Raw genomic sequence first — 25,884 nt, forward strand, 5'->3', positions numbered from 1 at the left:
CAAATTGAATTCATTTTAAAATATACCCTAATTTATTAAAAACATAACAGCTATCTCTTAGATTACCCTTTATTAAACGCTAATATTTTTTTTCATGTAAACACGGATATCATCACGACCAATCTCTATCCACCCCAATTTAAGATAAAAGGAGATATTCTCGGTCAATAATACATGAGTTGCTAAACGTATTTCCGAATATCCTCTGCTTTTTGCTTCTGATTCAGCGAAATCCATCAGCCCTCGTCCTAGACCTTTTCCCTGAAAATCAGGACGTACTGCCACATTTGATATTGTAGTATAGTCATCTTCAAAGGTTAAAATCAAACCACCTACTATCTCTTTGTCGGATTCAGCGACCCAGACAGGATAAGAGGCTATTTCCTCTTCATAATCAACATCCATAGGTGGAAGTCGCTTTCCCCCCAGCCTATCCAAGTACTTTGAGTAAGCCATGTCCATACAACTTTTAAGATTCCTTGCATCATCAATAATAGCTTTTCGTATATTCCACTTTTTTGAATTCATATCTCTACCCCCATCTTATAATATTCTCTTATAATCAGTAAAATTAAGATTGTCATTATATAGTTGACTTAAATTATCATATACAATATTAATCCAATGAAAACACTCTGCATTATCATTCTAAGGAAATATTCTTTAAAGTAACTTTTATTTGCTAAAAAATCTTCAGTTATTATATCTCCTTATTTTGGATTATATACATAATAAAATCAAACTCCCTTGTTAGCCCAAACATCTTATGTGTTACACTAATTATTGAGCTAGAAACCTCAACCCATTGTTCTTCTATTTTATTAATTATGCCCTTTGTAAATTCATACACTTCATCATCTGTAGATCTTATCTTTATTAATCTATACCTTTAAGCGTGATAAATCCAACCTCTTGAAATAATACATGAAACCTATAGACAATAGGATTTCAGGGATTAAAAATCCAAGAGTGATTCCAGTAAACTTAAACATCCAAATCATAGTATAACTAAATATAGGAATTAGAATTAAAGTTCTTATCACAGCTATAGCTAATGATTCTATTGGTCTATTAATAGATGTAAAGAAAATAGAAGATTGTATTCCTATATTTGATAATAATATCGCAAAACCAACTCCTAAATATAGGATAAAAGCAATTTTTACAATCTCAGGATTATCTAAAAAATATGGTAATCCAAACCATGCAACAGGAATTAAAGCAACATAGAAACCAATTGCATATAGTGCACTTCTCTTAACCGAGAAAGCAAAAAGCTGTCTGAGTTCATCGTATTTTTCTTGTCCCATTAGTTTAGAAGATATAGGTTGTAATCCATACTGTGATCCAAGATAAATCTTGGTAATAAATAAAGTAAATATTGCTGAGGCTGCATATGCCTCAAGGTATTCATTTGGCAAGAATTTTAGTATCGATAGATTAACAACATAAACCATTATAGCTTCAATAAAAACGCCCAGAAAGTCACTACTTCCATTATATAAAACTCTCTTAAGTGCCTTGTAGTTCTTTTTAGGTATTCTGATTTTTATTGTTTTTGATTTATATGCTAGATAATAAATATCTGCAATAAGGTGGTAGCTGTGACTTATGAGAGTTGCTACAGCTAAGCCCTTTACACCTTGTTTGAAAACTATAATAAAAAGCATATTCAACACAACGTTCATTACCAATGTGGTAATATTTACTCTAAAATTATACTTTGGACTTCCATCATTCATAATTAAGCCATCTAAAACCACAGATATCATCTGAGGGAAGAAAGCAATTGACAGGTATTTCAAATACATAGTTGCAATCCTATGATAATCACCTGAAGCCCCCAGCAAACTAGCAACTTTACTTGCATTAACAGAAGTGAAAACTGCTAAGACTGCTGCTATAGCCGTAAAAATTAGTAATATAAAACTGGCAGTTTTATTAGCCTTATCAATCTCTTTTTTTCCTATAAGCAAACCAATATAGGATCCTAATCCAGATGCAAACATAAATGCAAAGGCAAATATAAAAAATACCATTGGATTTATCAATGTTAAGGCTGCAAGAACTGCTGAACTAATAAATGTTGCTGCTATAATGTGGTCAGCACTTGAAGCAAGTGCCATTACGACCTTTGTGGTCATAACCCTATGGGAATATTCCCTATAGTTTTGTATAAATTCTTTTTTATTCATTTTCATCACCTCAAGATAGATTTTAAGGTGTAGACCAAGTCAACAGTCAACATAAAATTTAAAAATAATGATACAATATTTCTAGGAGGGTGATACTCACTTATGAATAACAGATATAGAATGGGACAGGTAAGTAATTTTATAGGAATTAGTAAAGATACCATTAGGCATTGGGCGAAGAAAGGTCTGCTTGATATTAAAAGGGATGATAATAACTATAGCGTATTTACAGACCAAGACTACTTAAACACATACAAAATTAGCTTTTATAGAGACTTGGGATTCAGTATATCAGAGATTAAGGAACTACTAAAAAAAGATACTATTGATGATAAAAAAAATCTTGTATATAACCATATTAATCAAATAGATGACGAAATTAAAAAACTGAGCTATCAAAGAGATGTATTAAAACAGGCTAATGAAATGCCAACTTTAAGAGAAGTAAATTTAGAACTTATTAAAAAGGTGTTTAGGCTCAAAAGAGTGGATACAAACCTCCCTTCTAATTTTTCAGTTTCAAAGATTATGCAAACCAAACAACTATTTATAACCACCTTCGAAACAAAAACCTTAGAGGGGTATGATGTTCATATAGAAGTTTGTGAAGATGAAGATTTTGTTTATCCCCATGATGCCTTTATACATTTCTTCTACCCTAGGGAAGATTTAATTGATGGTAACAACTACATAGATCTAATCAACAGATTTGCTAAAAAAAATAATCTAAAGCTTGTAGGAGAAATTGTTGAAGTACATGATTTAAAGCAGCTTTTCTTTAATGATTTCGATTATATAGAATTCTATGCCGCTGTAAAAGGTTACGTTGACTAGGATTATAATGCAGTGTAATACAGTTTGGTAGTTCTGATAAACAGCTAATTCATCTGAATTTTAATCAAATTAATTAGCTGTTTATCTATTTGATTATCTCTAATATCATCTTAACATATGTAACATCCATTAATTTGAATATATAACGTTAGCTGCCTCATTGCCTTGATATTCTTATACACTCTTCAAAAATTCGTCAAAATACCCATAAAATTCTTTCTTATTTCCCAAATGAACGTTGTGGTCGGGATGCGACATTTCGTTGGCAATGCAATTTGGAATTAAAGATTGCATCTTCATAAAGTCTTCATCTGGTATTCCTTCTTGGGAGTTTGCTCTAATCAACAATACCGGACACTTTATACTCGGTAATAGATGAAACCAACTTTCATTATATGCAATATTTGCAGCCATAGCCTGAGAACTGAACATCATCTCGTAACCCTCTACTGTTTCAATCAAACTGTTCATGAAATATTGATAGCTCAAATCCGAATCCGTAGATTGTTTAATAAATTGTTTTGCTTCACTTAAACTGGAAAATGGCAAGGGCCAATCCTTTGTAAAAGGGTCAATATCTTTGATTTGCTCTAAGGTCAATCCGTTTGGTTTCCCAGGCCCCGATGCAGATTTATCAAGTATCGCTAATGCCTTTACAAACTTAGGATATAGTGCCGTTAAATATCCAGCCACTCCTCCGCCCATGGAATGACCTACTAAGATTACCGAGTCTATCTTTAGAAAATTTAGTAATTCAATTATATCCTCCGACATTTCTTCGGCCGTATATTTCGATACGGGTTTACTACTCAATCCATGACCTCTTTGATCAGGTGCAATAATTCTGTATTGTTTTCCATAGTGCTTGATAAAATCAACCCAGGTTTCCGCCCTTCCCCATCTTCCGTGAAGGCAAAGAATAGTTGGCCCTTCGGTTTTTGTATCAAAGTAAAACATGTCAATACTCTTCAAGCTAGCAACATTTCTGTAGATTCTTACTTTATTCATAATACTCCACCCCTTTTATTGATTAGAACTCTAACTATAAATCTAAAAATAAACCCTACGATTAGGGCTCCATATGTTTTAATACTTTCATAATCAATTGATCCAATTGTTCCCGTTCCTCATGACTTAGACATTTCAAAGGATCAAATCGATCCATATCATCAGGCCCCGAGGCACCATTTAAGGACTCGAATTTTGTAAGTCCATCCTCAGTGATAAATATCCTATACTGCTTTGCGTTTTCTGGGTCTTTTTCTTTTTTAACCCAGCCCTTTTTTTCTAGGTTCTTAATAATTACTGATGCAGTAGGACGATCACAATATAGCATTTCTGCTATCTGAAATGGATATAAAAATGATTTCCTTTTCAATTGTCTTAAAACAAATTGCTGCTTCAATGTAATACCATGGGGAACAAGCTCACGTTGTAGTTTTCTTGTCCAGGTCAGATAGGCCCTACCTATCTTGTTCATTAAATGTAGTTTCAACATACCACCTCTATAATTAGAATTCTAATCATAGTTTACTACTCATCATTTCTTTTGTCAATCCTTAATTCTCTGCCAACTCATGATATGTTTTTTAGTTAGGATACATCAGACCAGTACCTTTTCTTGGTATCTTAGCAAGCTTGGAACAGCCAATTTACATTTTATCTAAATAAAAAAGATAAGACGAGGGCTAGATAAGCCCTCACACTATCTTTTCTTTTAAAACTCTGTTCATTTCTTCAATCTATTTCTTATGAATAACAAGAAAAACGCTTGACTCATCTACCTCTTGTATTCGATACTCATACCCTGATAAATCTCCAATCCTTTTCAAATCCCCTGGTGTATGGGTAATTGCTCTAAAACCGTCCTTGCAAATTATAACTCCATCTTTAGTCTTATCTAGATCAATCTCATCCAACAATCCTTTGTCAGCCTGCTCTTTAAACCACATTACTCTATAATCCCAAAATCTTTCACTGTAAGTGCTAAAATAAACCTTCCCACCATTCACAACCATACCTAAAATCTTTTCAATCAAATCCGACGATGTAATCTTCATTGCAGACAGACCGTTTTGAAGACAGCATACTACATCGAACTTTTCTTCGAATGTAAGGTTATGTACGTCCATAGCCACCATTTCCGCATTAGAATTATCCTTCAAGTATTCATTACCTAATGAAACACTTTCATCGGAGATGTCGATACCAACAATTGATTTACAATTACCCGCCAATTCCTTTACAATACGCCCGTAACCCGCACCTAATTCCAAAACTCTTTCACTGCCTGTAAGATTATCTCTAACAAAAGAAATTTCTGCATCCAAATACTGCTTTACTCTAGGTATCTTTGTTTCGTACACCTTAAACAGCTTTTGTGAGTTTAGATTTTGCGCATAATAATTGTTCTCCATTCTCAATAATCCCCCTTATATTTTTAGTAAAGCATAATCAAATAATGCTTGCCTTTTTTACCTCCTTTTATGTAAATATTATTTGTTTTTATGATAATTACTCCTATTTACTATATGATAACTCATATTTTAAAAACTATAAAATATTTGTTTAATTTTTTCTTAAATTGGTATATATAGGTTAGTAGATTATATAAAACAAAAGGGGGACAAGTAGATGTCATTTAAATGGAAGGAACGGTATAGTCTGAATATACCCGCAATCGATACTCAACATAAAAAATTATTTGAAATAGGAAATCGAGCTTATGAGCTTGCAACTTTAAACGATGGCTATGATCATTACGATGAAATAATGTCGATTGTAGATGAACTGCTAGATTATACAAAGTACCATTTTGAATACGAAGAAGAGCTTATGGAAAAATATGAATATCTGGGGATTACCCATCAACATAAGGAACACAACTTTTATGTTGATAAGATTACAAGTATGTCTGAAGAAAATGTAGATGCTGACCAAGAAAAAGCAATATTAGATATTCTTGATTTCTTATCCGAATGGATTAGCAGCCATATCCTCATTTCTGATCGTAAGTATGCCGACGATTTTAAAGAAAAAGGAATATTTTAAGATCAAGAAAGGCTTTAAATATACAACAATATTAGTATATTTAAAGCCTTTTTTATTCTCCATTATCAATAACTTTATCCGTTGATATACAACGTTATTATTTCATTTCAGTAATTAGCATATCCGTCTAAGTTTATAGAAAACTTCTCCTTCGATGTATATTGCTAATTATCTATTTCTCATCAAAAGAATTTTCATCAAACGTTATATTATCTAGCTCTAATTGATCAGGTTTATTTGTGAAAATCTTTGTCTTATTTCTCAATACATTGGAATCCTTTATTGTTATTTTTTCATCCGATGAAATATCAAATAATGATGGTTCACCATGCTTAGTTACCGAAATATTATCCGTAAAATCACATTGAGTAAAGGTTGCTGCGCTATTATTCATTTTAATCATTGTGTAATAGCCTTCATTCTTTATAAACTTACTATTCACAAAGCTTATATTCTTTGAATCAGAGATAGTCATAATACCATCACTGCATTCTGTGATTATAGAATTGGTAAATTTAAAACCGTCTACCCTTGATAAATCTAAACCTAAAATTCCACAACCAAATAATCTAGTATTTTCAATCTGTACATCTATACAATCATTAAATACGAATACGCCCCCTGTACAATACCCTTTTTCAGGTGTATGTCCTGCATTAATATTTATAATTTTTATATTTGTACAATTGTTAAAAGTAAGAACATCTGCATATCTAGGCTCAACTAGTATATTGACATTAACATCTCCAGCACCCTCAATTGTTAGATTGTTTACATCTCGGATTACCAATTCCCTACCGTCAAACTCACTATTCCAATCGATATAAGGGTTTTCAACCTTATAAATGTTTTCCCCCTTTAGATTAAAATCTTGGTTTTCCTTTAATATAATTTTTTTGTTTGGACCTATAGCCCTTACAAACTCTTCAGCATTATTTACAATAACTTCTTCTATCTCAGTTGAAATATGTACAGTATTATTATCAGCATTCCAGTCAACCTTTGCCCCTGTGCTTTCAGCTATAAATCTTACTGGAACCATAGTTCTCCCATCAATGATTGTAGCAGGTACTTCTACTTCGATTATTTCATTATTTTTAATAGCGATTCTACTATCTATAGGGAGTTTTAGGTTTAAGCCTCTTTTATCGCCAATAACGGTTCGAGTTTTCTCATCCCATTCAACTTTCATGTTTAGCTTTTCAAAGATTGCTCTTAAAGGAACTAAGGTTCTTCCTTCTAATATAACTGGTTTTACATCGAACTCTATGGATTCATTATTCAGCTTGACCTGAATGTCCTTAGCTTCAGCACTTATACTTAGTGGATTCAGCATGCTGCATAACAACATCAAGATTAATAACCCCATTACCTTTTTCATCTTCATCTCCATTCTCCTTTTCTATGCTTTTTTGTTCCTATGAATATATTATACAACCTCCAACTTACATATTATTAAATTAAACCTTAAATAAGTCTTACATTAGTTATACAACTTTTTACACCTGGCCTCTCACCAAATTCTAAAGTAAGCTTTATTTATTCTACTGCATAATATATTAACAAACGAGAGATCTCCTATTAACTTAAGACACGTTTTAGAAAGTATAACATATTGAAAATAAAATTAGAGGTGAATGTGCTTATGAATAATAATAGAAACAATGATAGCATCACTATTAACGAAGTACTATGCAGAGTTAATGAGTTCATTTTGAATTTAGATACCATTATTCAAGTCTCTTGTGGTCCCGGATCAGAAGGGTTAATAACTATAGATTCTTTAGACGCCGAATTAAATGGAGCAGCTATTATAATAGATACCATAACAAGTGGAATCTCTGGATGTCAGGATGGATGTCCCGCTGGAAGTACCTCTGACACAATCTCACCTGATGGAAAACAAGCTTCTATTCTTTTTGACGCTTTTCTGGCTGAAGCCAATGGAAATATTCCTGATCAGTCCTTTGTTGAAAAATGTTGTTCAATTGGTCTTGAATTCCTTCCAGATGAACCAAATAAGAAGCAAATAATACAGTTTGATATCACATTTAGAGGTTTTGTCGACCTACCTCAAGAATGTTTTGCAAACCTGTTCGTCAATGCAAATAATATTTTGACCTTTAATGGACCGGTATCTCAAGATTATCGAGCAAATATTACTGTAAACGTTATACTCGGTTGTCCGCCAAATCCTCAAATAACAATAACCAATCAAAATATTACTGCTATAGTTTTTGAAACAGGTTAAATTAATTGAATCATTGGATATACAAATCTAACTCAATTATAAGAAAGGAAAACCAATATTTGCTTAATTATTTACATTATATAGAAAATAATATTATAATTAACCTATGAATAATCTATAATTTGATACACCATTATAAAATACTTCAAATTATTATGGGGGATGAGATAATGAAAATACGCTTTGAAGAATTTAAAGATGAAATTGATACTCTTGTCGATTTTCTAACCTCCGACACCTGGGAATTTCATGGAACACCGAACCCAAATCCAGTAAGAATTAGATCGAGCTATGAAAATCAGTATTATACTGGAGATGACTGCAAAACATTTTGGGTTATTTCGGACCAAGACACAAAAGTAGGAATGATACGGGTTTATGATTTACAAGATGGTAACCCACTGTTTGATATAAGAATTTTGAGCAAGTACAAAGGTATGGGCATTGGGACAAATGCTATAAACTGGTTTGTTGATTATATATTCAACAATTATTCTGATAAGGAAAGGATAGAAGGTACTACAAGGCAGGATAATTATGCTATGAGATGTGTATTTCATAAGTGTGGTTTTGCTAAAGAAGCTCACTATCGAAAGGCATGGCCAGGTAAAGATGGAAAACTATATGATGCAATTGGTTATGGCATAACAAAAGAAGATTGGCAAAAAGGAACAACCACTCCAGTAAATTGGAATGACTTTAAATATTAAATATATAATATTCCTAAAATGTATATAGGGAAAGTCCAACTACTTTCCTTAAAACTTACTGCAATATCAAGGACAAGGACAGGTTTTACAACCTTAGCTCTTGTTCTTTTTATTCTTAAAAATATACACCTCAATAACCTCACCTTCATTAGTAATATCTACTTCAGGTTTAATTACTTTACATTATAGCGCTAGTCATGTTATTCCTACTCATCAAGTAAGCAATGTCCAACCTATAATTTACATATAGTAAATGTAATCACTTTTTTTATTTACATCTTGAATGTATCGTGATATAATGAGTTTGTATCACAATACATTTTTTTACATATATAATCAAAAATGCTATTTCAAGAAAATTTCAGCTATCTCTTTATTAACTACAACGTTATATTCAAACATAATCTTAGCTAATCTTCAAGGCACTAATCTTAATCTAACAAACAGTATTGAAACCTACGCAGTAGTATATCCAGTCGCCTCTTTGTCTCCTTTACTTTCATTTATATATAATAAGCATGGTCAAGGGACTATCTTCCCTCCATAAATCTGGAGAGGCTGTCATCCTTGACAAAGATTTAAGAAAACAGGTCACAGGCTAGAGCAAATACTTTTTCTTCTAACCTGTGACCATCCCCCCCCTTTACTCCGCCCCATTGTCTTTTAAACTTAATAAGAATTAACAAAAGTTTACCCAAATCACCCTTGAACAAAAATACATATATGGTATAATATTACATATATGTATGGAGGTGGAGTGAGAAATGAAAAAATTAGTTTCTGTTAGTATGATCACTATTGTTTTAGCATCAAGTGTACTATTGTCAAATGCGGCTTGTTTTCATGCATGGATGACTGATAGAACAGTTGAATCAAATCGTCACGCCTTTGTAGATGATGATAGACGCGTGAAAATGTGCACTGCCGATCAAGTTACTATAACAAAAGAATGCGTAAAATGTGGTGAGACGCAAACAAGTACATATTTAACAAATCACAGTCACCCAAATTGTAACCAGTAAAATATAAAGGAAACTATTATAGATCAGTTAATCTATAGTAGTTTCTTTTTATTTAGATGCTAGTTTAATTTAGTAACATTGAACTATAAGAAAGTTGGTATCTTAGTAAAAGTGAACTGTACTCTCATATCTAAAAATATTCTTAAAAATCTGACTTAGCTATCTTAGTTATAATTCTAACATGGTATAATTATCAAATAGAGATTAACAACTTACATATGGAGGGGATATCATGAAAAAAATATGCTACATACTTGTAATTATGATTTTAATTAATTTAGTACCTTATAACGCTTTTGCTGATGATTATGAAATATATGACAAGGTTTTTGATAGAGGTCAATTTATTGAATTATATACAAATATATGTGATAGCGCAGTAGAGATATTAAACTCTTCTATAGATGACACTAAGAAAGAAGAACAACTTCAAGATCTATTTGACAATTATAAATTTGATGAGGATGAGGTAAGATCTCCAAAGGATTTCATAACTGTTAATAGTTACAATAAAGAAGAACAATGGATACATATGATTACTAGTGGATTAATAAATACTATAGAAACGAAGATAGAGGATTTATATTATGAAGATAAAAACCCAATAAATAGAATCGATGAAATAGATGCCTTATTAAGATTCTATAAGCTTGATAGCGAAATTAGTAAATATGAGGTAATGAAATTAGATTCTAAATTTTCCTCTGTAGACATCGATCGAGATATATCAAATATAATAGAAGAGTATAATACTAAAAATCAGCTAGCTTTATCTATCAATAATGTGGTTCAGAGGATAGGAAATGCAAAAGAATCTACCCATATAAAAACAATACTTGACGAATATCTTATGGCCGAGCAGCTAGATGTTTTTGTAGATTCTAATGATCTAGTAAAAGTAATAAAGAAAACAAATGATGACGATAAAAGAGTAAAATTACTATTTGATGAAATAATCATGAAGAAGAATGAAAAATACTTTAGGGAAAGAATAGAAAATGTTGCAGACAAAATTATTGATGCTATAGATCATAATAAATACTATGACGCTGCAAACCGCATAGGTAGAATCTTAAGAGATAATCATATAGGCCATACTTGGAATTTAGATGATGCTGTAGCTAATGTCGCTGAATATACTGATATAGGGTATAATACAAAACAGGAAGCAATAGAATCGGAAATTTTTAATACTCTAAAGTTTTCATACTCTGAAGAAGAAATCAATACTATATTAGATGAAATAGTTTCTATACTTGAGTCTGTAGTTGAATCTGAAAATGATTACGAATCAATCAGCAAAGAAAATTCCGACGAAATATATGAGGACTTTTTAGACATAGTTTATGATTATGGAATAAGTGATATCAAACAATATATAATCCCTAAGGATATAGCATATGCTTACTATAATTATGAAGATTTAGGGTACGAAACTGCCTTTAGGTCTATTGTGGACCATTTGAGAATAGTACTAAAGAAAAGTGAGTTGGATGATAATATTCTAAAGATTATTAAAGAAAGTCAGTATAATTTACCTGTTATAATTGAAGGTGTAACAATTGTTTTAGATAAAGAAAATGAATATGAAGAATACTTAAATGAAGAAACAATTAGTGAAATAATAAATTCTAAGCCAGAAAATATGGATGCTATTATATTGAATTTAATCCTTGATGCGATAATTGAGTCTAAAAAAGATTATATTATTGGATTCGCTGATGAGATGAATGAATTAAATAACCAAGGGTATAAAGACAAAGAAATAAAAATAGCAAATCTTTTAAATGATAAGAAATTATATTCCATTGTTGATGAAGATGAGATTATGGATGTATATATTGGTCATAATGATAAAAATGGTACTCTAAAGCAAGAATTATATGATGAATTATTTAAAGAATTGAATTCATCTAAAACTGATATGCAAAGTGTAATAAAGAATAGTATTATAAATATCATCGATACTATGGATTCAAACAATAATGTAGATTTAGACTATATAATAAATAAATATCTTGGGCTTTCAGGTTTAAACACTTATGTGATTCAAAATGATATTAAAAATGCCTACAATTTTCCTTTGGAATATGGATACAGTGATAGAAGATCCGGAATAATAGAGGTAATCAACAATGGAATGAATGAAAAAATCTCCTCTGAAATACGAGACATATTTATTAAAGACTTAAATGAAAGTGATACAGAAAAAGAGATTAGGATTATTTTAAAAAGAAACTATCTAGATTCTAATATGAGTTTTACTGAAATAAAAGAAAAGTATCTGAAACAAAATTAGAATAGTTTATGATTAATCATAGGGTAAGATATCATGCAAGTTAAGCTATCTTACCCTATTCTACTTATCTACACTCTAATATTTCTGATACTCCTCTATATCTTAATGTGAAAATCTGTGCAAGTATATACATTATAATCAAATCATTCTTTATTGTATATGGAATAAAGAATTGCTATACTGCATAAAGCTAATATCAGTATATGTGGTAATGAAAATATCCAATGAGCTATAAAATTACTTGGTGGAGTTCCATCAGAAATTCCCCTCCCATGAAAAGTAAACCATAAAGAAATCGGTAAAACTTGCATTGCTATATTTACACTATAGAGCATACAATTCAACAAAATGCTTTTATTTCCAATCACAGCAATTATAATCCCAATTATAATAGATATAAATCCCCAAAACACAACTTCACTTTCAGTTGGTCCATATATTCCATTAACATACATCAATCCTACTATAATAGTTAATGTACTAATTGCTATGTACATTTTTCTTAGTTTAGTCAGATTTTTCTTCAAACTCATCCTCCTCTGTAAACAAATTATTACTAACTTCTTTTATATTTTTTTGATAATAGCAAAAAACATTATAACATCATTATATATTATATATAACATTAATTTTTCTGGATATATTTACAAATACCTAAGATAACGTCATAATATTATTATCAATACTTAGTCTAGATTTAATACTAAGGTATATTGAGATATTATCTCGTGGAGAAGTATCATTCATTGTAAAAAAATAAAGAGAGAATAACATGAATTGGAGGGGGATTCAATTATGTATCTAAAGATTAAATATATCGCTTTATTATGCGTATTAGTCATTGCTCTTGCCGTTGGGTGCAGCAAAGAAGAGGTTCTTTACGATTTTCCTTTAGAAAGAGAAGTTGTAGAACAAGTGATATCAGATCAGCAATTAACTTGGCGTATAGAAGATGAACAATCTTTTTACGACGGTCATTTAGTTTTTTCATTGCGAGATGATGATAATGTTTTTTGTGCCATAAGTAGTTATGCCGATGAAGGGAAAAAACATTTAGGATTAACATTCCACTTTCCACTAAATTACACTTCAAAGCAAATACAACAGTTTAATAAAGAAGAATGGTCTAATTTATTTACAATTGTCGGAACTTTTTACGGAAACAGTAAAGATATGAAAAAAGTTTATAATGATTTTTTAACCTATGTGAATAACAGAAACAGTACTGAATATAAGTTTGGATACTTTACAAAACGTATAGGTGATACCCATTTCAAAGCAAAATTTTCTCCATTTGAAAATGATATGAATTTTTACCAATTGAATGCTTTAGAAATCATGAACAGCGAGACTTACGAAAAAAATGCATCTGCAAAAGCCGAAGGATGGACAAACGCCGCAAAAGTCCGAGGAACAAAGGTATTAGCGAATATTGGTGTTTCCGATATTAAAGAAATTAGCACTGAAGATGATGTGCTGCGTTTAATTGTTCCAGGTCATTTAGAGAACATACGAAAACTAAAGGATACACCTGAAACGCTTAAAGCACTTACCACCTACCGTTCCTACACACCCCACAAAGACGATTATTTTACTGCCAAGTTAGTAGACGATACAGGTAGTATTGATGTATTTGTACTTAGCACTTCACTCAATTCTACGGAATTAGGGCAGATTAGGAATCATCATATTGACTATTTTAGCAAAGAAAAATTAGGTCTTATAATTTTAAGTCCATTAAGTGAGTAGAAAAAGTATATCCTGCAAATTTAGCCAAAAACATATTTTAATATTTATAAAGATACTATAGCTAGAAGAGTTAATTAATTTTACTAACTCTTCTAGCTATAGATTTAACAAGCTTACCCAGCTCTCGATCCGTTCGGAACTGGCTTCTCCGGTTGTGCTAAAACAGGAACTATACCATCGCTATATCCAATATCAAACAGCATACCTTCAGAAACTTCACCAAACATTTTTTTAGGAGCTAGATTCACGACAAACAAAGCCTGCTTTCCCTTAACCTCTGTAACATCTTCCCTCTCCTTCTTCATTCCAACAAGAATATTTCTTGTAAAGTCCCCAAAATCCACAACCAATTTCACCATCTTATCGGATTTTTCTATGTCCTCTACTTCCATTATTGTTCCTACTCTTATATCAACTTGATCTAATACATCTAACGAAATATTTGGTTTAATTGAACCTGACATATTTATTCCTCCCTATAGATATCACTACTTTTTGTTTTTTAATTATACCATTATTTTGTAATATACCAAAAGAGCCACCCCATTGATAATTGTGAAGCCGATATAATAAAAATAGCCAGCTTAGATTCTTAAGCTAACATAAATTTAAAGAACCTTTCTGACTATTTATCTGATGCTTTAGTTATTATATCTCTATTAATTTATAATCTAAGCTACCAAAACCTATCTTCTTAGCATGCTCTAGAGTCGTTCTCCCCTTATCAAATAAAGCTTCACTTTCATTTTTTTGTAAAATATCTAAGCATGCTGTATCAATCGCTACAGGATCCATAGATACAAATACACCTACATCTTTAGCAATGATATCAAGATGTTGACCAATACAGTCACATTCCTTTGTTACATTCGTAAGAAAGTTTATATAAATATGTCTTTTATCTAAACTAGCACCATATGCATATTCTGTAATCTTTTCTCTAAAGTTTTCACCATTCCAGTCATTACTTATTGCACTTGTTGGACATACTGCAATACATCCAGCACATCCTATACATTTGTCAGGTGATATAATAGCATAATCTTCAATATGTATAGCATCCACATCACACTTATCTATACAAACTCCACAGGATACACACTTTTTACCCTTTACAGACGGTTTTAACTTAGCATGTTGTGCCATCTTTCCACTTCTTGATGCAAAACCCATAGACAATTGTTTTAATGCTCCACCAAAACCAGCCATAGCGTGACCCTTAAAATGGGAAGTAACTAGTATTTGATCGTAGTCTGCATAGGCCTTGCCTAACTTTACTTTGTCAAAGTACTCCTTATTTATCTCCACTTCATAAACCTCTTCACCCATATTTCCATCAGCAATTATTATAGGTATCTGAGTAAAACCATGGTCTTTAGCAAGGGCAACATGATTCTCTTTAGTAGTTCTTGAACCTCTATAAAGAACATTGGTTTCAATATAGCTAGTATCAATTTCTCTATCTTTTAAAGCATCAATTAAACCATTATAATTTTGTGGAGACATATAGGTTACATTTCCCTTTTCTCCGAAATGTACTTTAATAGGTATTACCTTTTCAAGCTCTACATTTTCGTACTTTACAATGTACTCAAAAAGCTCTTTAGCTAGTTTGCTTAGAACCTCTGGGTCGTTTCCTTCATATCTCTTATAGTAAACATTACTCATTAGAATTCCTCCCATTTATACTATTCCTCTATTCTATCATATTTAAAATATAATTTTAAAATAATATCCGTGTAGCGCTCCAGTTCTTGAAATTTATCTTATATCAGCCAGCAAAACATTAGAATTTATGGTATAATATGTAAATAGTATTCAATATGCTTCTAACCATATTGTATGAGGAGAGATAGTATGTGGAAATCTTTAAAAAGTATGAAGTTAGTAGTTTCTGTTGGTTTAATTATAGTTATTTCTATATTCACTTTAGTTATTACAAAAGATAAAACATCAAATAAAATTCAAGCTAATCAGGATAGTAATGACGAAAATTATATTACACTTACTTATGATAATGAATCTATTTCTTTTAATAAAAATGCTATTTATGAATTGAAAGAATATCTAGAAAATAGTTCTGACCCAGAAATTGAAATTGGTAGAATTAAACTAACAGATTTAATAAAATTAAACAATAATGAATATTACATAATATCTTATGGAGGAGGAATAAAATTAAGTAATAATCTTTTGCTAAAAAAAAATGAAGATGGTTCTTTTTCCTCAAAGTTATTGTCAGAGGCAAGTATGTATCAGAATTTCATGAATTCTCCTAATAAAAAATATATAGCTTTTCTCTTTGGGAGACACGAAGGTCCAGAAGTTATAAGAAATGACTTAGTAGTAGTTGAATCTATAACTTTAGAAACAGTAGAGATAGATAAAGTAATTGAATCTTTTACATTGCCAATATTAAAATATATATGGTTGGATAATGAAACTTTAGAAATCATTGTTCCCGACATAAAAAATACTGACTTTAATACATTGGATCAATGGTTTAAATCTAAGCAAAAGAGAACTCGTAAAATTGTAGGAAAAATTCATTGAAAATCCTATTGAGAGAACTCTAAATATAAACGACTCCTCACTATACTAAGCAAATAGTAAGTGAGGAGTTGCTTAATAATTAATATTTAATTAGAAAGTATCAGAAAACGATAGCCCGAAATCAGATACATCATAATCTTTCTCATGTACTGTACCACTGCCGTTCCTTATTGCAGTCCTCCTGTTTTTACCGTCTCGAGTCCTTACATAGCTTAACAGTGTTCCGCAACGATCAGAATCCGGCATTCTTTTTTTCTCTATACGAAAATACTCATCTGCCCAATATAAAAGATCTTCTTTAACAACTGAATCAGATTCAGACCAGCTCCATTCATGAACTGATTGGTCAAATAAAAATGCTAATCCTTGAGTACTAGTAATCTCATATTGACTAGCAAGTGATAATGCTCTATTAAAATATGATTGAGCATGTTTTACTTGCAAGTTTTGATTGTTCAATTTTGATCCCATATCTTCAAAAAGAGCTTTCCATTCACTCTTTAAATTATAGTTGTCACTTGCAGTTATGCTACCTCCCCATGAAATTTGTTGCGATTTGCTATAGTCAAACACAACCTTTTTTAATTCTTGTGCCTTTGATCCAAACACTGAGTTATACTCTGATTCATAATCATTGATATAATCTTTTAACAACGGTTCCAAAGATCCTTGTCCAAAATTAAATTGTATAATCCCAAAAGAAATACCTTGCCCATCAAAGTTTCCACTTACAGTGGAATAACCTTTATTTCCTTCAAAAAATCCTGTATTATTCAGTAGTTTCTTTTTTAATGATGTTGATATAGACATAAAAACACTCCTTTAAATTTTATTTAGTAAGAGTGTTTAACCGGTTAAGCACCTCTCGTATATAAAAGACGAATTTTTTACCCAAAACGTAAACCCCTAATTTAAAATTTTCCTAAAAACTTTTTTTGCAAATTACTAGACCTCTGTAATTTACTTGCTTTACACTTCATCCTTAAAAGAATTTTCTTTTATCTCCTCAACATCTTTTTTTACATCTTCACTCCAATTTAACTTATCTGTTAAATTAGATATGATAGAACCATCCACAGACACCCGTCTAACTTTATCATTTAATATATGTCTTTAGCTAAAATAAGTAATTTCTTTTTATCTATCTCATATCCTCTCTTTAACTTAACTAATAACTTTTGCTCTTGAAATCTCTTCAAAGTAAAAAGAAGATGCCTATAACTTATGCCTAGAAATTCTGCTGTTTCAGTATGTTTTTCATTATAGACACCATCGTTCTCAGTCAAAATGATGTATGCTGCTAAACGATTTTGTAATTCGTAATTTTGATTTTTAGCAAAGAACTTTGTTCTTTTTAATAATTTACCACCTAGGTATTTATTCAGATATAGAAGAAATTGTTCATTACACAACAATTCTTTTTTAGCATCTGCAAGAGGGACAGATATGCAAACACATTTACTTATAGCAATAACATCTTTAGGTTGTTTTTCAATCTCTATTAACGTTAACTCACCGATAAAATCCCCTGATTGCAAAAATTGTATTATAGAACTTTTTCCGTCTTCATGCACCATATTAATTTTAGCTTTCCCATCAATTAAATAGAAAAGTTTGTCAACTTTTTTATTAAAAAATATTATTTTCTCTTTTGGAGAAAACACTTCTACTTGCATTTTGCTATATATGTTTTGGAAAACATCCTTAAGTTCAAATATATCTTTATTTTTTAATATATGCTTATATTCTTCTAAACACTTTTTTTTCATAATCTCCTCCAATATATGAGATTTCTCATATTATTATATGTAGTTATATTGTAAACTACTAGCGAGGTGATTAAAATGAAAAAATATAAGTTTTTAATTTTTGATTTAGATGATACACTTTTCGATTTTCAAGATACAGAAAGGAACTCACTAAAAATCATATGTGAAAATAACAATATACCATTTAACAAAAACTCACTTAGCAAATACAGGAAAATTAATAAGTCCTTATGGAATCAATTAGAAAATGGACATCTCACCAAGAATGACGTGCTAACAAAAAGGTTTGAATACTTTTTTAAACATTATGGATATAGTGTAGAAGGAAATATAATAGAAAAAGAATATGGTACTTATTTAAATCAAGGACATAAATTACTGCCAAATGCTATAGAGATTTTATCACTACTTAAGGAGAAGGGATATACTATTTTTGCTGGAACAAACGGTGTAGCAATTACACAGAGAATACGATTAAAAAATTCAAAATTAATTAGTCTATTTGATGATATTTTTATATCTGACGAATTAGGATTTGAAAAACCTAATGTAAATTTTTATAAAGCAATTTTTAATAAATATCCAGAAATGAATAGTTATAATAGTTTAATGATAGGTGATAGTCTAACTTCAGATATACAAGGAGCTATAAATGTCGGAATTGATTCAATCTGGTTTAATCCTACAGGACAGAAAAACACTGGTGCTAGAACTACTTATGAAATTAGAGATTTATTAGAACTAATGTCCATTTTAACTACGAGAGGGGTTTATGATGAATAAAACATATAAATATATTTATACTCTATTGTGCTACTGTATAACAGGCTTTGGAATCAGCCTTACTATAAGAGCTAATATTGGTGTAAGCTGTTTTAACTCTTTAAACCTTGCAATTTCTAATGCATCAGGTATAAAAATAGGTACTATAACCATAATACTAAACTTGATATTTTTGTTAGGATATATGCTCTTAACATCATTTTCAACTCCTATAAAATATAGTCTTCAAATTATATCTACTATACTTTTAGGATTTTTTATAAATGCATCTATCTATTATGTAACACCATATTTACATTTAGACTCTTATTTATCAAAATTATTAACATTTATTATCGGCACAACAATAGCTGGGCTATCTACAGGAATGATTATTAATCTAAATATAATAACATTTCCTTTAGAAAGTCTTTGCCATGCATTATCAGGTATGCTCAAATATAGTTTTTTAAAACTCAGGTATTCATTTGATATCATTTTTATAGTACTTTCTATCACTCTATCATACTTTTTTAAAATCCAGTTTTTTGTTAGAGAAGGAACTATTATAAGTTTGATTTTATTATCTGCTTCAATTAACCTAGCAAAAAGCATATATTTAAAATACAAGTTGACAAGCAAAGAATGAGTATATAAAAAAACCTCAACAAATATTATTGTTGAGGTTAAACGAGACTATTTAAATGAATTCAATTATGATAAATTATTATGACCCCGAAGTTATAACTACATTTCCCTTTTTATGTCCTTTTTCGACATACCCATGAGCTTCTGCTATCTTTTCAAAGGGATAGAGCCTATCTATGATCGATTTAATCTTCCCCTCCTCAATAAGTTCTTTGAGGAAGATTAAATCTTCATTAGACTCTGTTGCTATTCCCCCTACTACTTTCTTGCTACCTATCTTTGAAGTCCATAACATTTGTAATATTTCTCTATAACCAAAGACAGCTAAAACATAGAATCCTTGTTGCTCTAGTGAGCTTTTACATCGTGACAACGAAGTTTTGCCTCAATCAAAAATTTGTTTGTGTCGTCTAACATTAAAAGTGCTACATATAAGTGCTTAAAGATTATGCTGATTTGATGTATTAATTTACAAATTGTTCTGTAACTCTCATTACATAGCCACCCTTGGTTTCAATCCAAAACGGAACTTTAGCCCCTTTGTCGGAATAAGTATTTAAGTATTTTATGAATTCTTCTTTATTCGTTGTGCTGTAATTTCTATCTTCATTCTCATCGACAAAATCGTTGCCCCAATCGATAAAATTGTATACTGTTTCTTCATTTAATTCAAATGATACTGTATCTGAACTTGGATTGTAAATATAATACCCATTCGGCATATCATTTTGTTGAGATAAACCTAATTCTTTTATACGGTCTTTGTCTTCATAGGTTATCCATTCAACCTCATCTAAATAAAGTGTATTTTTCTCTATGCTTATGTGACCGATATACAAATCCTTATTGCTGCTACCTTCATTAGCTTGTTTACAAGAAATAAACATCAGGCTTACTAGACCTATCAATAATACAATAAATACCTTTTTCATTTTTCTAATCACCTTCCCCGTATCGTCAACAACCCCATTCTCTTGACACTGTTATTATTTCTCTTTATTAATTTTAACATTTCCTCCAATTACTGTTTCTTAATATTTTATGAACAAATGGGGGTCTGGCTTTTATAATTTTGTTATTAAAATAAATATAAATAGCAAAATTATAAAAGTCAGACCCCAATCATTTCCCAGATAACCTTGTTTCAAAAAATTCATATCATGTTTTGTCATAGTAACTATGAATTTAACCGTGAATTTATAATTCTAACAAATATATTTTCTCTCCAGATTCATCCATTTCAGAATAGACAAACCCTAATTTTTCTAGCAACATTATTGATGGAATATTCTTTGGTAATACCCCTGCGCATACTTTCATAGCACCTTGTTTCTTTAGCCACTCTATTACTCCTTTAACCACTTCATAGGCATAGCCCTGTCTCGCATATGAAGGACTTATCGTGTAACCAATCCAATATTCATTATCAGATTTATTTAAATATACATCACCTATTAATCCATCATTTAACTTTGAAACAATTGCTAGTTGTATACCAACTTCTAATGAACTGTCTTTAAGAAGTGCACTTTTATATTCCTCTCTGGATAGCCCTTTGAATCCTTGATATTGCATCCAAGATTCATTATTTCTATATATTATAAATTCATCAATATCTGATTCAATAAAATTCCTAATCTTGCATCTCTCAGTCTCAATTCGTATCATAACCTTTCTCCCTTATCCATCATTATACTTTAGTATTTGTGCATCTTTAAATGCACTTCTCTATTCTTAAATAAGATATACTAGCTTTTTACATAGAACTAACCTCTTAAATCGCCATACTCTTTCTATATTCTATATTCTTTTACAAAACACCTTTGTTATATTTTCCAATTTCGTAAAATATAAAAATTCTCATAAAAATCACCTATGACAACTGTCATAGGCATTTTTCTTTATAATCTTCTATTTAGCTCTTGTTGCTGTTTAATTTTCCATCTCTTTGTTATTTTTCTCTAATTTCATCTTATTTAATCTCACTATTTCACAGGTTGTTAAAGCACTTTTTTACAGATATGCACTTCAGGCATTTGAGTAATATACTCAGCCGATTCTGAAACAATCTTATGGTAGTAATCTGAATTAGTATGATTGTTTAAGGCTTCTTTTGATTCCCATTCTTCAACCATAATCATTATATTTGGGTCATTCTCATCTAGGTAAGCATCATACCTAATACAACCTTCTTGTTTTACAGTAATCTCCACTAATTGTTTTGACATTTCTAAAAGTCTCTCTCTATTTTCCTCTGTAAGATATGATTTTGCGATAACTGTTACCATAATATATCTCTCCTTATTTTAATTTCAGATTATTGTTTCATTATTATTCATTTATTGCAATCAAACCATACATTTGAAGCTAGTTAATTATTCTTTGAATTCAAAATTATTAGCATCCTCTAGTTATCTATAGTTTATAGCTCATCATTCGATTGTACAAGTACCTACTTTTTTGTATAATACTATACATAAGGTAAGTATAGAGACTATATCAAGATGATGAATTTTATATAAATCAAAAAAGTAGGTAGGTGTATGTATGTCAAATATTAATGATAAGGAATATTCATGCTCCCTAGACTTCACTATAGATATAATCCGTGGTAAATGGAGTATGTGGGTCTTATATGTATTACGAAATAAAGGTACTATACGGTTTGGAGAACTTAGAGACAAAGTAGTAGGAATTACCGAAAAAATGCTAATACAGCAACTAAAAAAATTTGAATCTTATGATATCGTTAGACGAAAAGTATACAATCAAGTCCCACCTAAGGTAGAGTATTCATTGACAGAACATGGTAAAAGCCTCATGCCAATTATTGATTTATTATTTCAATGGGGAGATCAATTTATTGAATCTCACGATAATCTAGTTGTAGTACGTGATCCAATAACATTTAAAGATATGAATGAAAATAACACTATATGAAGTAATGGTGCTCTGATTGAGCGCCATTTTTTGAATAAATTTTAGAACGAAATGAAATGGCATCTAAGCTTTATAGCACATAATTATTCCCACCATCGAAATCATACTATACTTACCATATGTATAGTATCCTACAATAAAGTAGGTACTTGTAAATGCATATTATTCATATATACTAAACCTAAACAATCCAAGGAGGTTTTTTAATGAAGTCACTATATGAAAAGATCAATCTAGGTGGGATTGAAGTCAGAAATCGTTTTGTACGTTCTGGAACCCATGAGAATATGACGTTCGATGGAACTGTTACTCCAGAGATCATAGATATATACAAGAAACTGGCAGAAGAAGAAGTGGGATTAATCATAACAAGTTCAATAGAAGTGACAGAAGAAAAAGTACTCAATACTTCACTGAGAATCTATGATGATTCCTATATTAATTCTTTTAAAAAGCTAACCAGTGCAGTTCATGAAGCAGAGGGCAAGATACTTGCTCAACTTTTATACGGCGGATCTCAAGTGTTTTGTAAAATCGACTATGAAACTTTAGGGCCTTCCGCAGTTCAAGACCGATTTTCGAAAATTATACCCAAAGCAATGACTAATGATGATATCTTCAATATTATTGAATGTTTTAGTGATGCTGCTCTACGTAGCAAAATGGCAAATTTCGATGGTGTTCAGATCAATGCTGCATCAGGATTTTTGTTGAATAAATTTTTATCACCATTTTACAACAGAAGATCTGACGAATACGGTGGATCTATTGAAAATCGTTCAAGATTTTTAGTCGAAATCAGAGAGGCCATTGCAAAGAAATGTGGTAGAGATTTCCCAGTATTCATAAAATTATCTGTCGACGATTTTATGAATGATGATGTAAAGGGGCTAGAATTCCCAGACGGCAAAGAAATTGCGAAAGTGTTGGCAGAGTCAGGGTATGATGCCATTGAAGTTAGTGGTGGACTTCCAAGTGAAATAGGAGGATCAAGGAGACCGACAGTTAACTACAATGGAAAGGATCCCTATTTTAAAAATCACATCATTGAACTTTCTAAGGAAGTTCAAACCCCTCTCATATCTGTTGGAGGTATTCGTACTGAAGAAGTGGCTCAAGAGCTTATAAACTTTGATCACATTGAGGCTGTTTCTTTTAGTAGGCCATTTATTTGTGATCCTGATTTAGTTAAACGATGGAAAAAAGGTGAAAAGGCAAGATGTACTTCATGCTATCAGTGCAATGGCCCTAAAGGAATCAGATGCGTTCTGAATAAGTAAATGTAATCCGTCAAAAAGTCGAGTATTGAATTATGTACAGTGTCAGATGTCAGGCTAGAACACATAAAACATAAACTAATGGATAATTGTTTTGAAGTGCATGTTCTAGCCTGACGCCTTATCTATAAATACTTCATTCTTTAATGAGGTCTGCTTCAATTATATTCTATATATCTTTTTCTCTCCCATTCCGAAAAAGTTATCAACCTTTACAATATTATTATCTGGTCCTTTAATGTATCCTTCAAATATTCCAAAAGGTCCCTCATAGTCACAATACATATTCATAAGTTTAAACTTGATATTATTTTTTACCTTAGGATAGAATTTCAAATCAACCATACGATATTTATCCTGAATGTGCCATACTTCTGTATCTCCATACTCTCTTTTAACTTTAATTGGATCTAACGGAATCATCTTTCCATTTATCCATAAACAATTTTCATTATATTTTTCAGGATTAATAACTTGATTATCAGTTAGATTGAATCCAGTCAATGTTCCATCCTTAAGATGACCCATACCAGTAATCCAATCATATTTTAAAGTCTTAGGATAATACCCTTTATGATCATCTATAGCTGTAAAGGAATTAGATTTATTAAAATGTATTTCTTCATTATCGATTCTTAATATACCCCTCATTGGCATTAGTGCTTTATGGGAATAAAGGGGTCTGTTTTTCCCTAATGGATGACATATAACGATAGGCTCAGTAATATGGAAACATTCCAGCTTTAGATCAATTTCTGGACGATAACAATCTTTACTATGTTTGGCTTCAATAAACACTCTATTATTTATAATCTTATTTTTAATTTTCATACTTAAATCATCTGAATTGTATTGACTCTGGCTATCATACATGCCTTTGCCTATTTCTATTTTACATACTGGAACAAGTTTTTTGATAAAATATCTCTTCTTTTTATCTATATCATATATAGATAAAATAACTAGTCCAATAACCTTTGTATTGTAAATAGCTCCCAGCATAAAGACTTTGCTGTTCCCAGCTTGAAATGCCTGCCATTCCTTTAAGCGAAGTTTTTTATATATTTGGGGCAATGGTGTTTCAAATGGTCTCTTAACCGATAATATATTAATGTTTTTTATAGGACCATTAAAGGTTCCAAAATTGCAAATCCCATTGTAAACTAAATTTACAGGTGGGTTTAAAACCTCTCTTTGATAAATAGTCATGTTGCCACTCTCCCTAAAGAAGTATGTAAAATTTAGCAATAACTTCTTAGAGTAAAACTTGATTTATACATATTCAAATCCTCAGCGTTTACGAGAGTTTTAGATATCCATAAATTAATAGCTTCATTGGAACCTCTTTATTATATTATGACCTAGGCGAAATATAGGTTACCTAGGGAGATATATACTTTAATTTTTATCTATATTCATTTATCTTGCCATAACATGTTTAATATTTTCCACCTATCTCCATCATTGATTAATTGCACTAAATTAACGCCTATTTTAATTATTTCATTATCTTTCAAGGAGTTTTTAGCTTCATATTCACTATATACATGAGCAATATTTCCAAAAATATTTATTTCGTAGTTTAAACCATACTCGTAAAAATCTTTCGTTTTTAAAAAATTATCTAATCCTAGAATATAAGATTCAACATCTATCGGTGTACTTACACATTCTTTATTACTATTAAATCTACTTGGCATTAAATGTGCATTTTTAAAGAATAAATTCCTAAAACGATGCCAATTTCTCTCTTCTTCTGCTTTCCCAGAAATAATCTCATAGAAATTATCTATTAGTTCTTTAATCTTCATCTCATTGTTCATA

General features: G+C 30.7%; 30 protein-coding genes. 12 read left to right on the plus strand and 18 right to left on the minus strand.

The window, feature by feature from the left end:
• Nucleotides 1-72: 72 nt before the first annotated feature.
• The gene (locus R9X47_RS10235) at nucleotides 73-528 is read right to left on the minus strand and encodes a GNAT family N-acetyltransferase (RefSeq protein WP_432666710.1); all 456 of its coding nucleotides are present in this window, start codon (nucleotides 526-528) and stop codon (nucleotides 73-75) included.
• A 353-nt stretch (nucleotides 529-881) separates the two neighbouring features.
• Nucleotides 882-2,195: an MATE family efflux transporter gene (locus tag R9X47_RS10240; RefSeq protein WP_432666712.1), complete on the minus strand. Its 1,314-nt coding sequence runs from the start codon at nucleotides 2,193-2,195 to the stop codon at nucleotides 882-884.
• Between the two features lie 102 nt (nucleotides 2,196-2,297).
• On the opposite strand from R9X47_RS10240, the gene R9X47_RS10245 reads away from it, so the two are divergent.
• Entirely contained in the window at nucleotides 2,298-3,029 is a 732-nt protein-coding gene (locus R9X47_RS10245) for a MerR family transcriptional regulator (protein ID WP_432666714.1), read from the plus strand.
• 174 nt (nucleotides 3,030-3,203) lie between these two features.
• Here the strand turns inward: R9X47_RS10245 and R9X47_RS10250 are convergent, their stop codons facing one another.
• The 3 genes from R9X47_RS10250 to R9X47_RS10260 form a co-directional block, all read right to left on the minus strand.
• Nucleotides 3,204-4,037: an alpha/beta fold hydrolase gene (locus R9X47_RS10250; protein WP_432666716.1), complete on the minus strand. Its 834-nt coding sequence runs from the start codon at nucleotides 4,035-4,037 to the stop codon at nucleotides 3,204-3,206.
• A 61-nt stretch (nucleotides 4,038-4,098) separates the two neighbouring features.
• Nucleotides 4,099-4,527 carry a MarR family winged helix-turn-helix transcriptional regulator gene (locus tag R9X47_RS10255; protein ID WP_432666718.1) on the minus strand — a complete coding sequence of 143 codons (429 nt, stop codon included), beginning with the start codon at nucleotides 4,525-4,527 and terminating at the stop codon, nucleotides 4,099-4,101.
• A gap of 244 nt (nucleotides 4,528-4,771) precedes the next feature.
• Nucleotides 4,772-5,446, minus strand: a complete 675-nt coding sequence (locus R9X47_RS10260; protein WP_432666720.1) for a class I SAM-dependent methyltransferase — start codon at nucleotides 5,444-5,446, stop codon at nucleotides 4,772-4,774.
• Nucleotides 5,447-5,663: 217 nt separating this feature from the next.
• On the opposite strand from R9X47_RS10260, the gene R9X47_RS10265 reads away from it, so the two are divergent.
• Nucleotides 5,664-6,080 carry a bacteriohemerythrin gene (locus R9X47_RS10265; protein ID WP_432666722.1) on the plus strand — a complete coding sequence of 139 codons (417 nt, stop codon included), beginning with the start codon at nucleotides 5,664-5,666 and terminating at the stop codon, nucleotides 6,078-6,080.
• 172 nt (nucleotides 6,081-6,252) lie between these two features.
• Here the strand turns inward: R9X47_RS10265 and R9X47_RS10270 are convergent, their stop codons facing one another.
• Entirely contained in the window at nucleotides 6,253-7,467 is a 1,215-nt protein-coding gene (locus R9X47_RS10270) for a stalk domain-containing protein (protein WP_432666724.1), read from the minus strand.
• A 258-nt stretch (nucleotides 7,468-7,725) separates the two neighbouring features.
• On the opposite strand from R9X47_RS10270, the gene R9X47_RS10275 reads away from it, so the two are divergent.
• From R9X47_RS10275 to R9X47_RS10290, 4 genes are all read left to right on the plus strand, one after another.
• Complete coding sequence (locus tag R9X47_RS10275) at nucleotides 7,726-8,331, plus strand: DUF4360 domain-containing protein (protein ID WP_432666726.1); 606 nt, start codon at nucleotides 7,726-7,728, stop codon at nucleotides 8,329-8,331.
• Between the two features lie 170 nt (nucleotides 8,332-8,501).
• The gene (locus R9X47_RS10280) at nucleotides 8,502-9,041 is read left to right on the plus strand and encodes a GNAT family N-acetyltransferase (protein WP_432666728.1); all 540 of its coding nucleotides are present in this window, start codon (nucleotides 8,502-8,504) and stop codon (nucleotides 9,039-9,041) included.
• A 764-nt stretch (nucleotides 9,042-9,805) separates the two neighbouring features.
• Nucleotides 9,806-10,063: a hypothetical protein gene (locus R9X47_RS10285; protein WP_432666730.1), complete on the plus strand. Its 258-nt coding sequence runs from the start codon at nucleotides 9,806-9,808 to the stop codon at nucleotides 10,061-10,063.
• A gap of 232 nt (nucleotides 10,064-10,295) precedes the next feature.
• Nucleotides 10,296-12,362 (plus strand): hypothetical protein, encoded by a 2,067-nt coding sequence (locus R9X47_RS10290; protein ID WP_432666732.1) that lies wholly within the window; start codon nucleotides 10,296-10,298, stop codon nucleotides 12,360-12,362.
• Nucleotides 12,363-12,505: 143 nt separating this feature from the next.
• On the opposite strand, the gene R9X47_RS10295 is transcribed toward R9X47_RS10290, so the two are convergent.
• Nucleotides 12,506-12,889 (minus strand): hypothetical protein, encoded by a 384-nt coding sequence (locus R9X47_RS10295; RefSeq protein ID WP_432666733.1) that lies wholly within the window; start codon nucleotides 12,887-12,889, stop codon nucleotides 12,506-12,508.
• A gap of 268 nt (nucleotides 12,890-13,157) precedes the next feature.
• Between R9X47_RS10295 and R9X47_RS10300 the strand changes: the two genes are divergently transcribed.
• On the plus strand, nucleotides 13,158-14,111 hold the full coding sequence (locus tag R9X47_RS10300; RefSeq protein WP_432666734.1) for a hypothetical protein: 954 nt from the start codon (nucleotides 13,158-13,160) through the stop codon (nucleotides 14,109-14,111).
• Nucleotides 14,112-14,224: 113 nt separating this feature from the next.
• Here R9X47_RS10300 and R9X47_RS10305 read toward each other — a convergent pair whose 3' ends face one another.
• Entirely contained in the window at nucleotides 14,225-14,575 is a 351-nt protein-coding gene (locus R9X47_RS10305; protein ID WP_432666735.1) for a tRNA-binding protein, read from the minus strand.
• Nucleotides 14,576-14,759: 184 nt separating this feature from the next.
• Nucleotides 14,760-15,779, minus strand: a complete 1,020-nt coding sequence (locus tag R9X47_RS10310; protein WP_432666736.1) for a DUF362 domain-containing protein — start codon at nucleotides 15,777-15,779, stop codon at nucleotides 14,760-14,762.
• A 189-nt stretch (nucleotides 15,780-15,968) separates the two neighbouring features.
• Here R9X47_RS10310 and R9X47_RS10315 point away from each other — a divergent pair, with 189 nt between their 5' ends.
• Nucleotides 15,969-16,664 carry a hypothetical protein gene (locus tag R9X47_RS10315; RefSeq protein ID WP_432666737.1) on the plus strand — a complete coding sequence of 232 codons (696 nt, stop codon included), beginning with the start codon at nucleotides 15,969-15,971 and terminating at the stop codon, nucleotides 16,662-16,664.
• 90 nt (nucleotides 16,665-16,754) lie between these two features.
• Here the strand turns inward: R9X47_RS10315 and R9X47_RS10320 are convergent, their stop codons facing one another.
• The 3 genes from R9X47_RS10320 to yeiL form a co-directional block, all read right to left on the minus strand.
• Complete coding sequence (locus R9X47_RS10320) at nucleotides 16,755-17,474, minus strand: hypothetical protein (RefSeq protein ID WP_432666738.1); 720 nt, start codon at nucleotides 17,472-17,474, stop codon at nucleotides 16,755-16,757.
• Between the two features lie 159 nt (nucleotides 17,475-17,633).
• Nucleotides 17,634-17,747, minus strand: a complete 114-nt coding sequence (locus R9X47_RS10325) for a BhlA/UviB family holin-like peptide (protein WP_432666739.1) — start codon at nucleotides 17,745-17,747, stop codon at nucleotides 17,634-17,636.
• Between the two features lie 17 nt (nucleotides 17,748-17,764).
• Entirely contained in the window at nucleotides 17,765-18,433 is a 669-nt protein-coding gene (gene yeiL / locus R9X47_RS10330; protein ID WP_432666740.1) for a transcriptional regulator YeiL, read from the minus strand.
• Nucleotides 18,434-18,508: 75 nt separating this feature from the next.
• Between yeiL and R9X47_RS10335 the strand changes: the two genes are divergently transcribed.
• Together R9X47_RS10335 and R9X47_RS10340 are read left to right on the plus strand one after the other, a co-directional pair.
• Nucleotides 18,509-19,216 (plus strand): YjjG family noncanonical pyrimidine nucleotidase, encoded by a 708-nt coding sequence (locus tag R9X47_RS10335; protein WP_432666741.1) that lies wholly within the window; start codon nucleotides 18,509-18,511, stop codon nucleotides 19,214-19,216.
• The gene (locus R9X47_RS10340) at nucleotides 19,206-19,844 is read left to right on the plus strand and encodes a hypothetical protein (protein ID WP_432666742.1); all 639 of its coding nucleotides are present in this window, start codon (nucleotides 19,206-19,208) and stop codon (nucleotides 19,842-19,844) included. Before R9X47_RS10335 ends, R9X47_RS10340 begins: the two co-directional genes overlap by 11 nt.
• A gap of 78 nt (nucleotides 19,845-19,922) precedes the next feature.
• Here R9X47_RS10340 and R9X47_RS10345 read toward each other — a convergent pair whose 3' ends face one another.
• The 4 genes from R9X47_RS10345 to R9X47_RS10360 form a co-directional block, all read right to left on the minus strand.
• Nucleotides 19,923-20,216, minus strand: a complete 294-nt coding sequence (locus tag R9X47_RS10345) for a zinc-binding dehydrogenase (protein WP_432666743.1) — start codon at nucleotides 20,214-20,216, stop codon at nucleotides 19,923-19,925.
• Between the two features lie 91 nt (nucleotides 20,217-20,307).
• The gene (locus R9X47_RS10350) at nucleotides 20,308-20,775 is read right to left on the minus strand and encodes a hypothetical protein (RefSeq protein ID WP_432666744.1); all 468 of its coding nucleotides are present in this window, start codon (nucleotides 20,773-20,775) and stop codon (nucleotides 20,308-20,310) included.
• A 265-nt stretch (nucleotides 20,776-21,040) separates the two neighbouring features.
• Nucleotides 21,041-21,511, minus strand: coding sequence for a GNAT family N-acetyltransferase (locus R9X47_RS10355; RefSeq protein ID WP_432666745.1), 471 nt, complete (start codon nucleotides 21,509-21,511; stop codon nucleotides 21,041-21,043).
• Nucleotides 21,512-21,843: 332 nt separating this feature from the next.
• Nucleotides 21,844-22,131 carry a putative quinol monooxygenase gene (locus tag R9X47_RS10360; RefSeq protein ID WP_432666746.1) on the minus strand — a complete coding sequence of 96 codons (288 nt, stop codon included), beginning with the start codon at nucleotides 22,129-22,131 and terminating at the stop codon, nucleotides 21,844-21,846.
• A 259-nt stretch (nucleotides 22,132-22,390) separates the two neighbouring features.
• Between R9X47_RS10360 and R9X47_RS10365 the strand changes: the two genes are divergently transcribed.
• Entirely contained in the window at nucleotides 22,391-22,783 is a 393-nt protein-coding gene (locus R9X47_RS10365; protein WP_432666747.1) for a winged helix-turn-helix transcriptional regulator, read from the plus strand.
• Nucleotides 22,784-22,989: 206 nt separating this feature from the next.
• Entirely contained in the window at nucleotides 22,990-24,063 is a 1,074-nt protein-coding gene (locus tag R9X47_RS10370) for an NADH:flavin oxidoreductase (protein WP_432666748.1), read from the plus strand.
• A gap of 159 nt (nucleotides 24,064-24,222) precedes the next feature.
• Here the strand turns inward: R9X47_RS10370 and R9X47_RS10375 are convergent, their stop codons facing one another.
• Nucleotides 24,223-25,269, minus strand: a complete 1,047-nt coding sequence (locus tag R9X47_RS10375) for a DUF2804 domain-containing protein (protein ID WP_432666749.1) — start codon at nucleotides 25,267-25,269, stop codon at nucleotides 24,223-24,225.
• 206 nt (nucleotides 25,270-25,475) lie between these two features.
• Nucleotides 25,476-25,883 carry a hypothetical protein gene (locus R9X47_RS10380; RefSeq protein WP_432666750.1) on the minus strand — a complete coding sequence of 136 codons (408 nt, stop codon included), beginning with the start codon at nucleotides 25,881-25,883 and terminating at the stop codon, nucleotides 25,476-25,478.
• Nucleotide 25,884 lies beyond the last annotated feature (1 nt).

Origin of the sequence: Wukongibacter baidiensis, assembly GCF_050888315.1 — a bacterium.
GTDB lineage: Bacteria > Bacillota > Clostridia > Peptostreptococcales > Caminicellaceae > Wukongibacter > Wukongibacter baidiensis.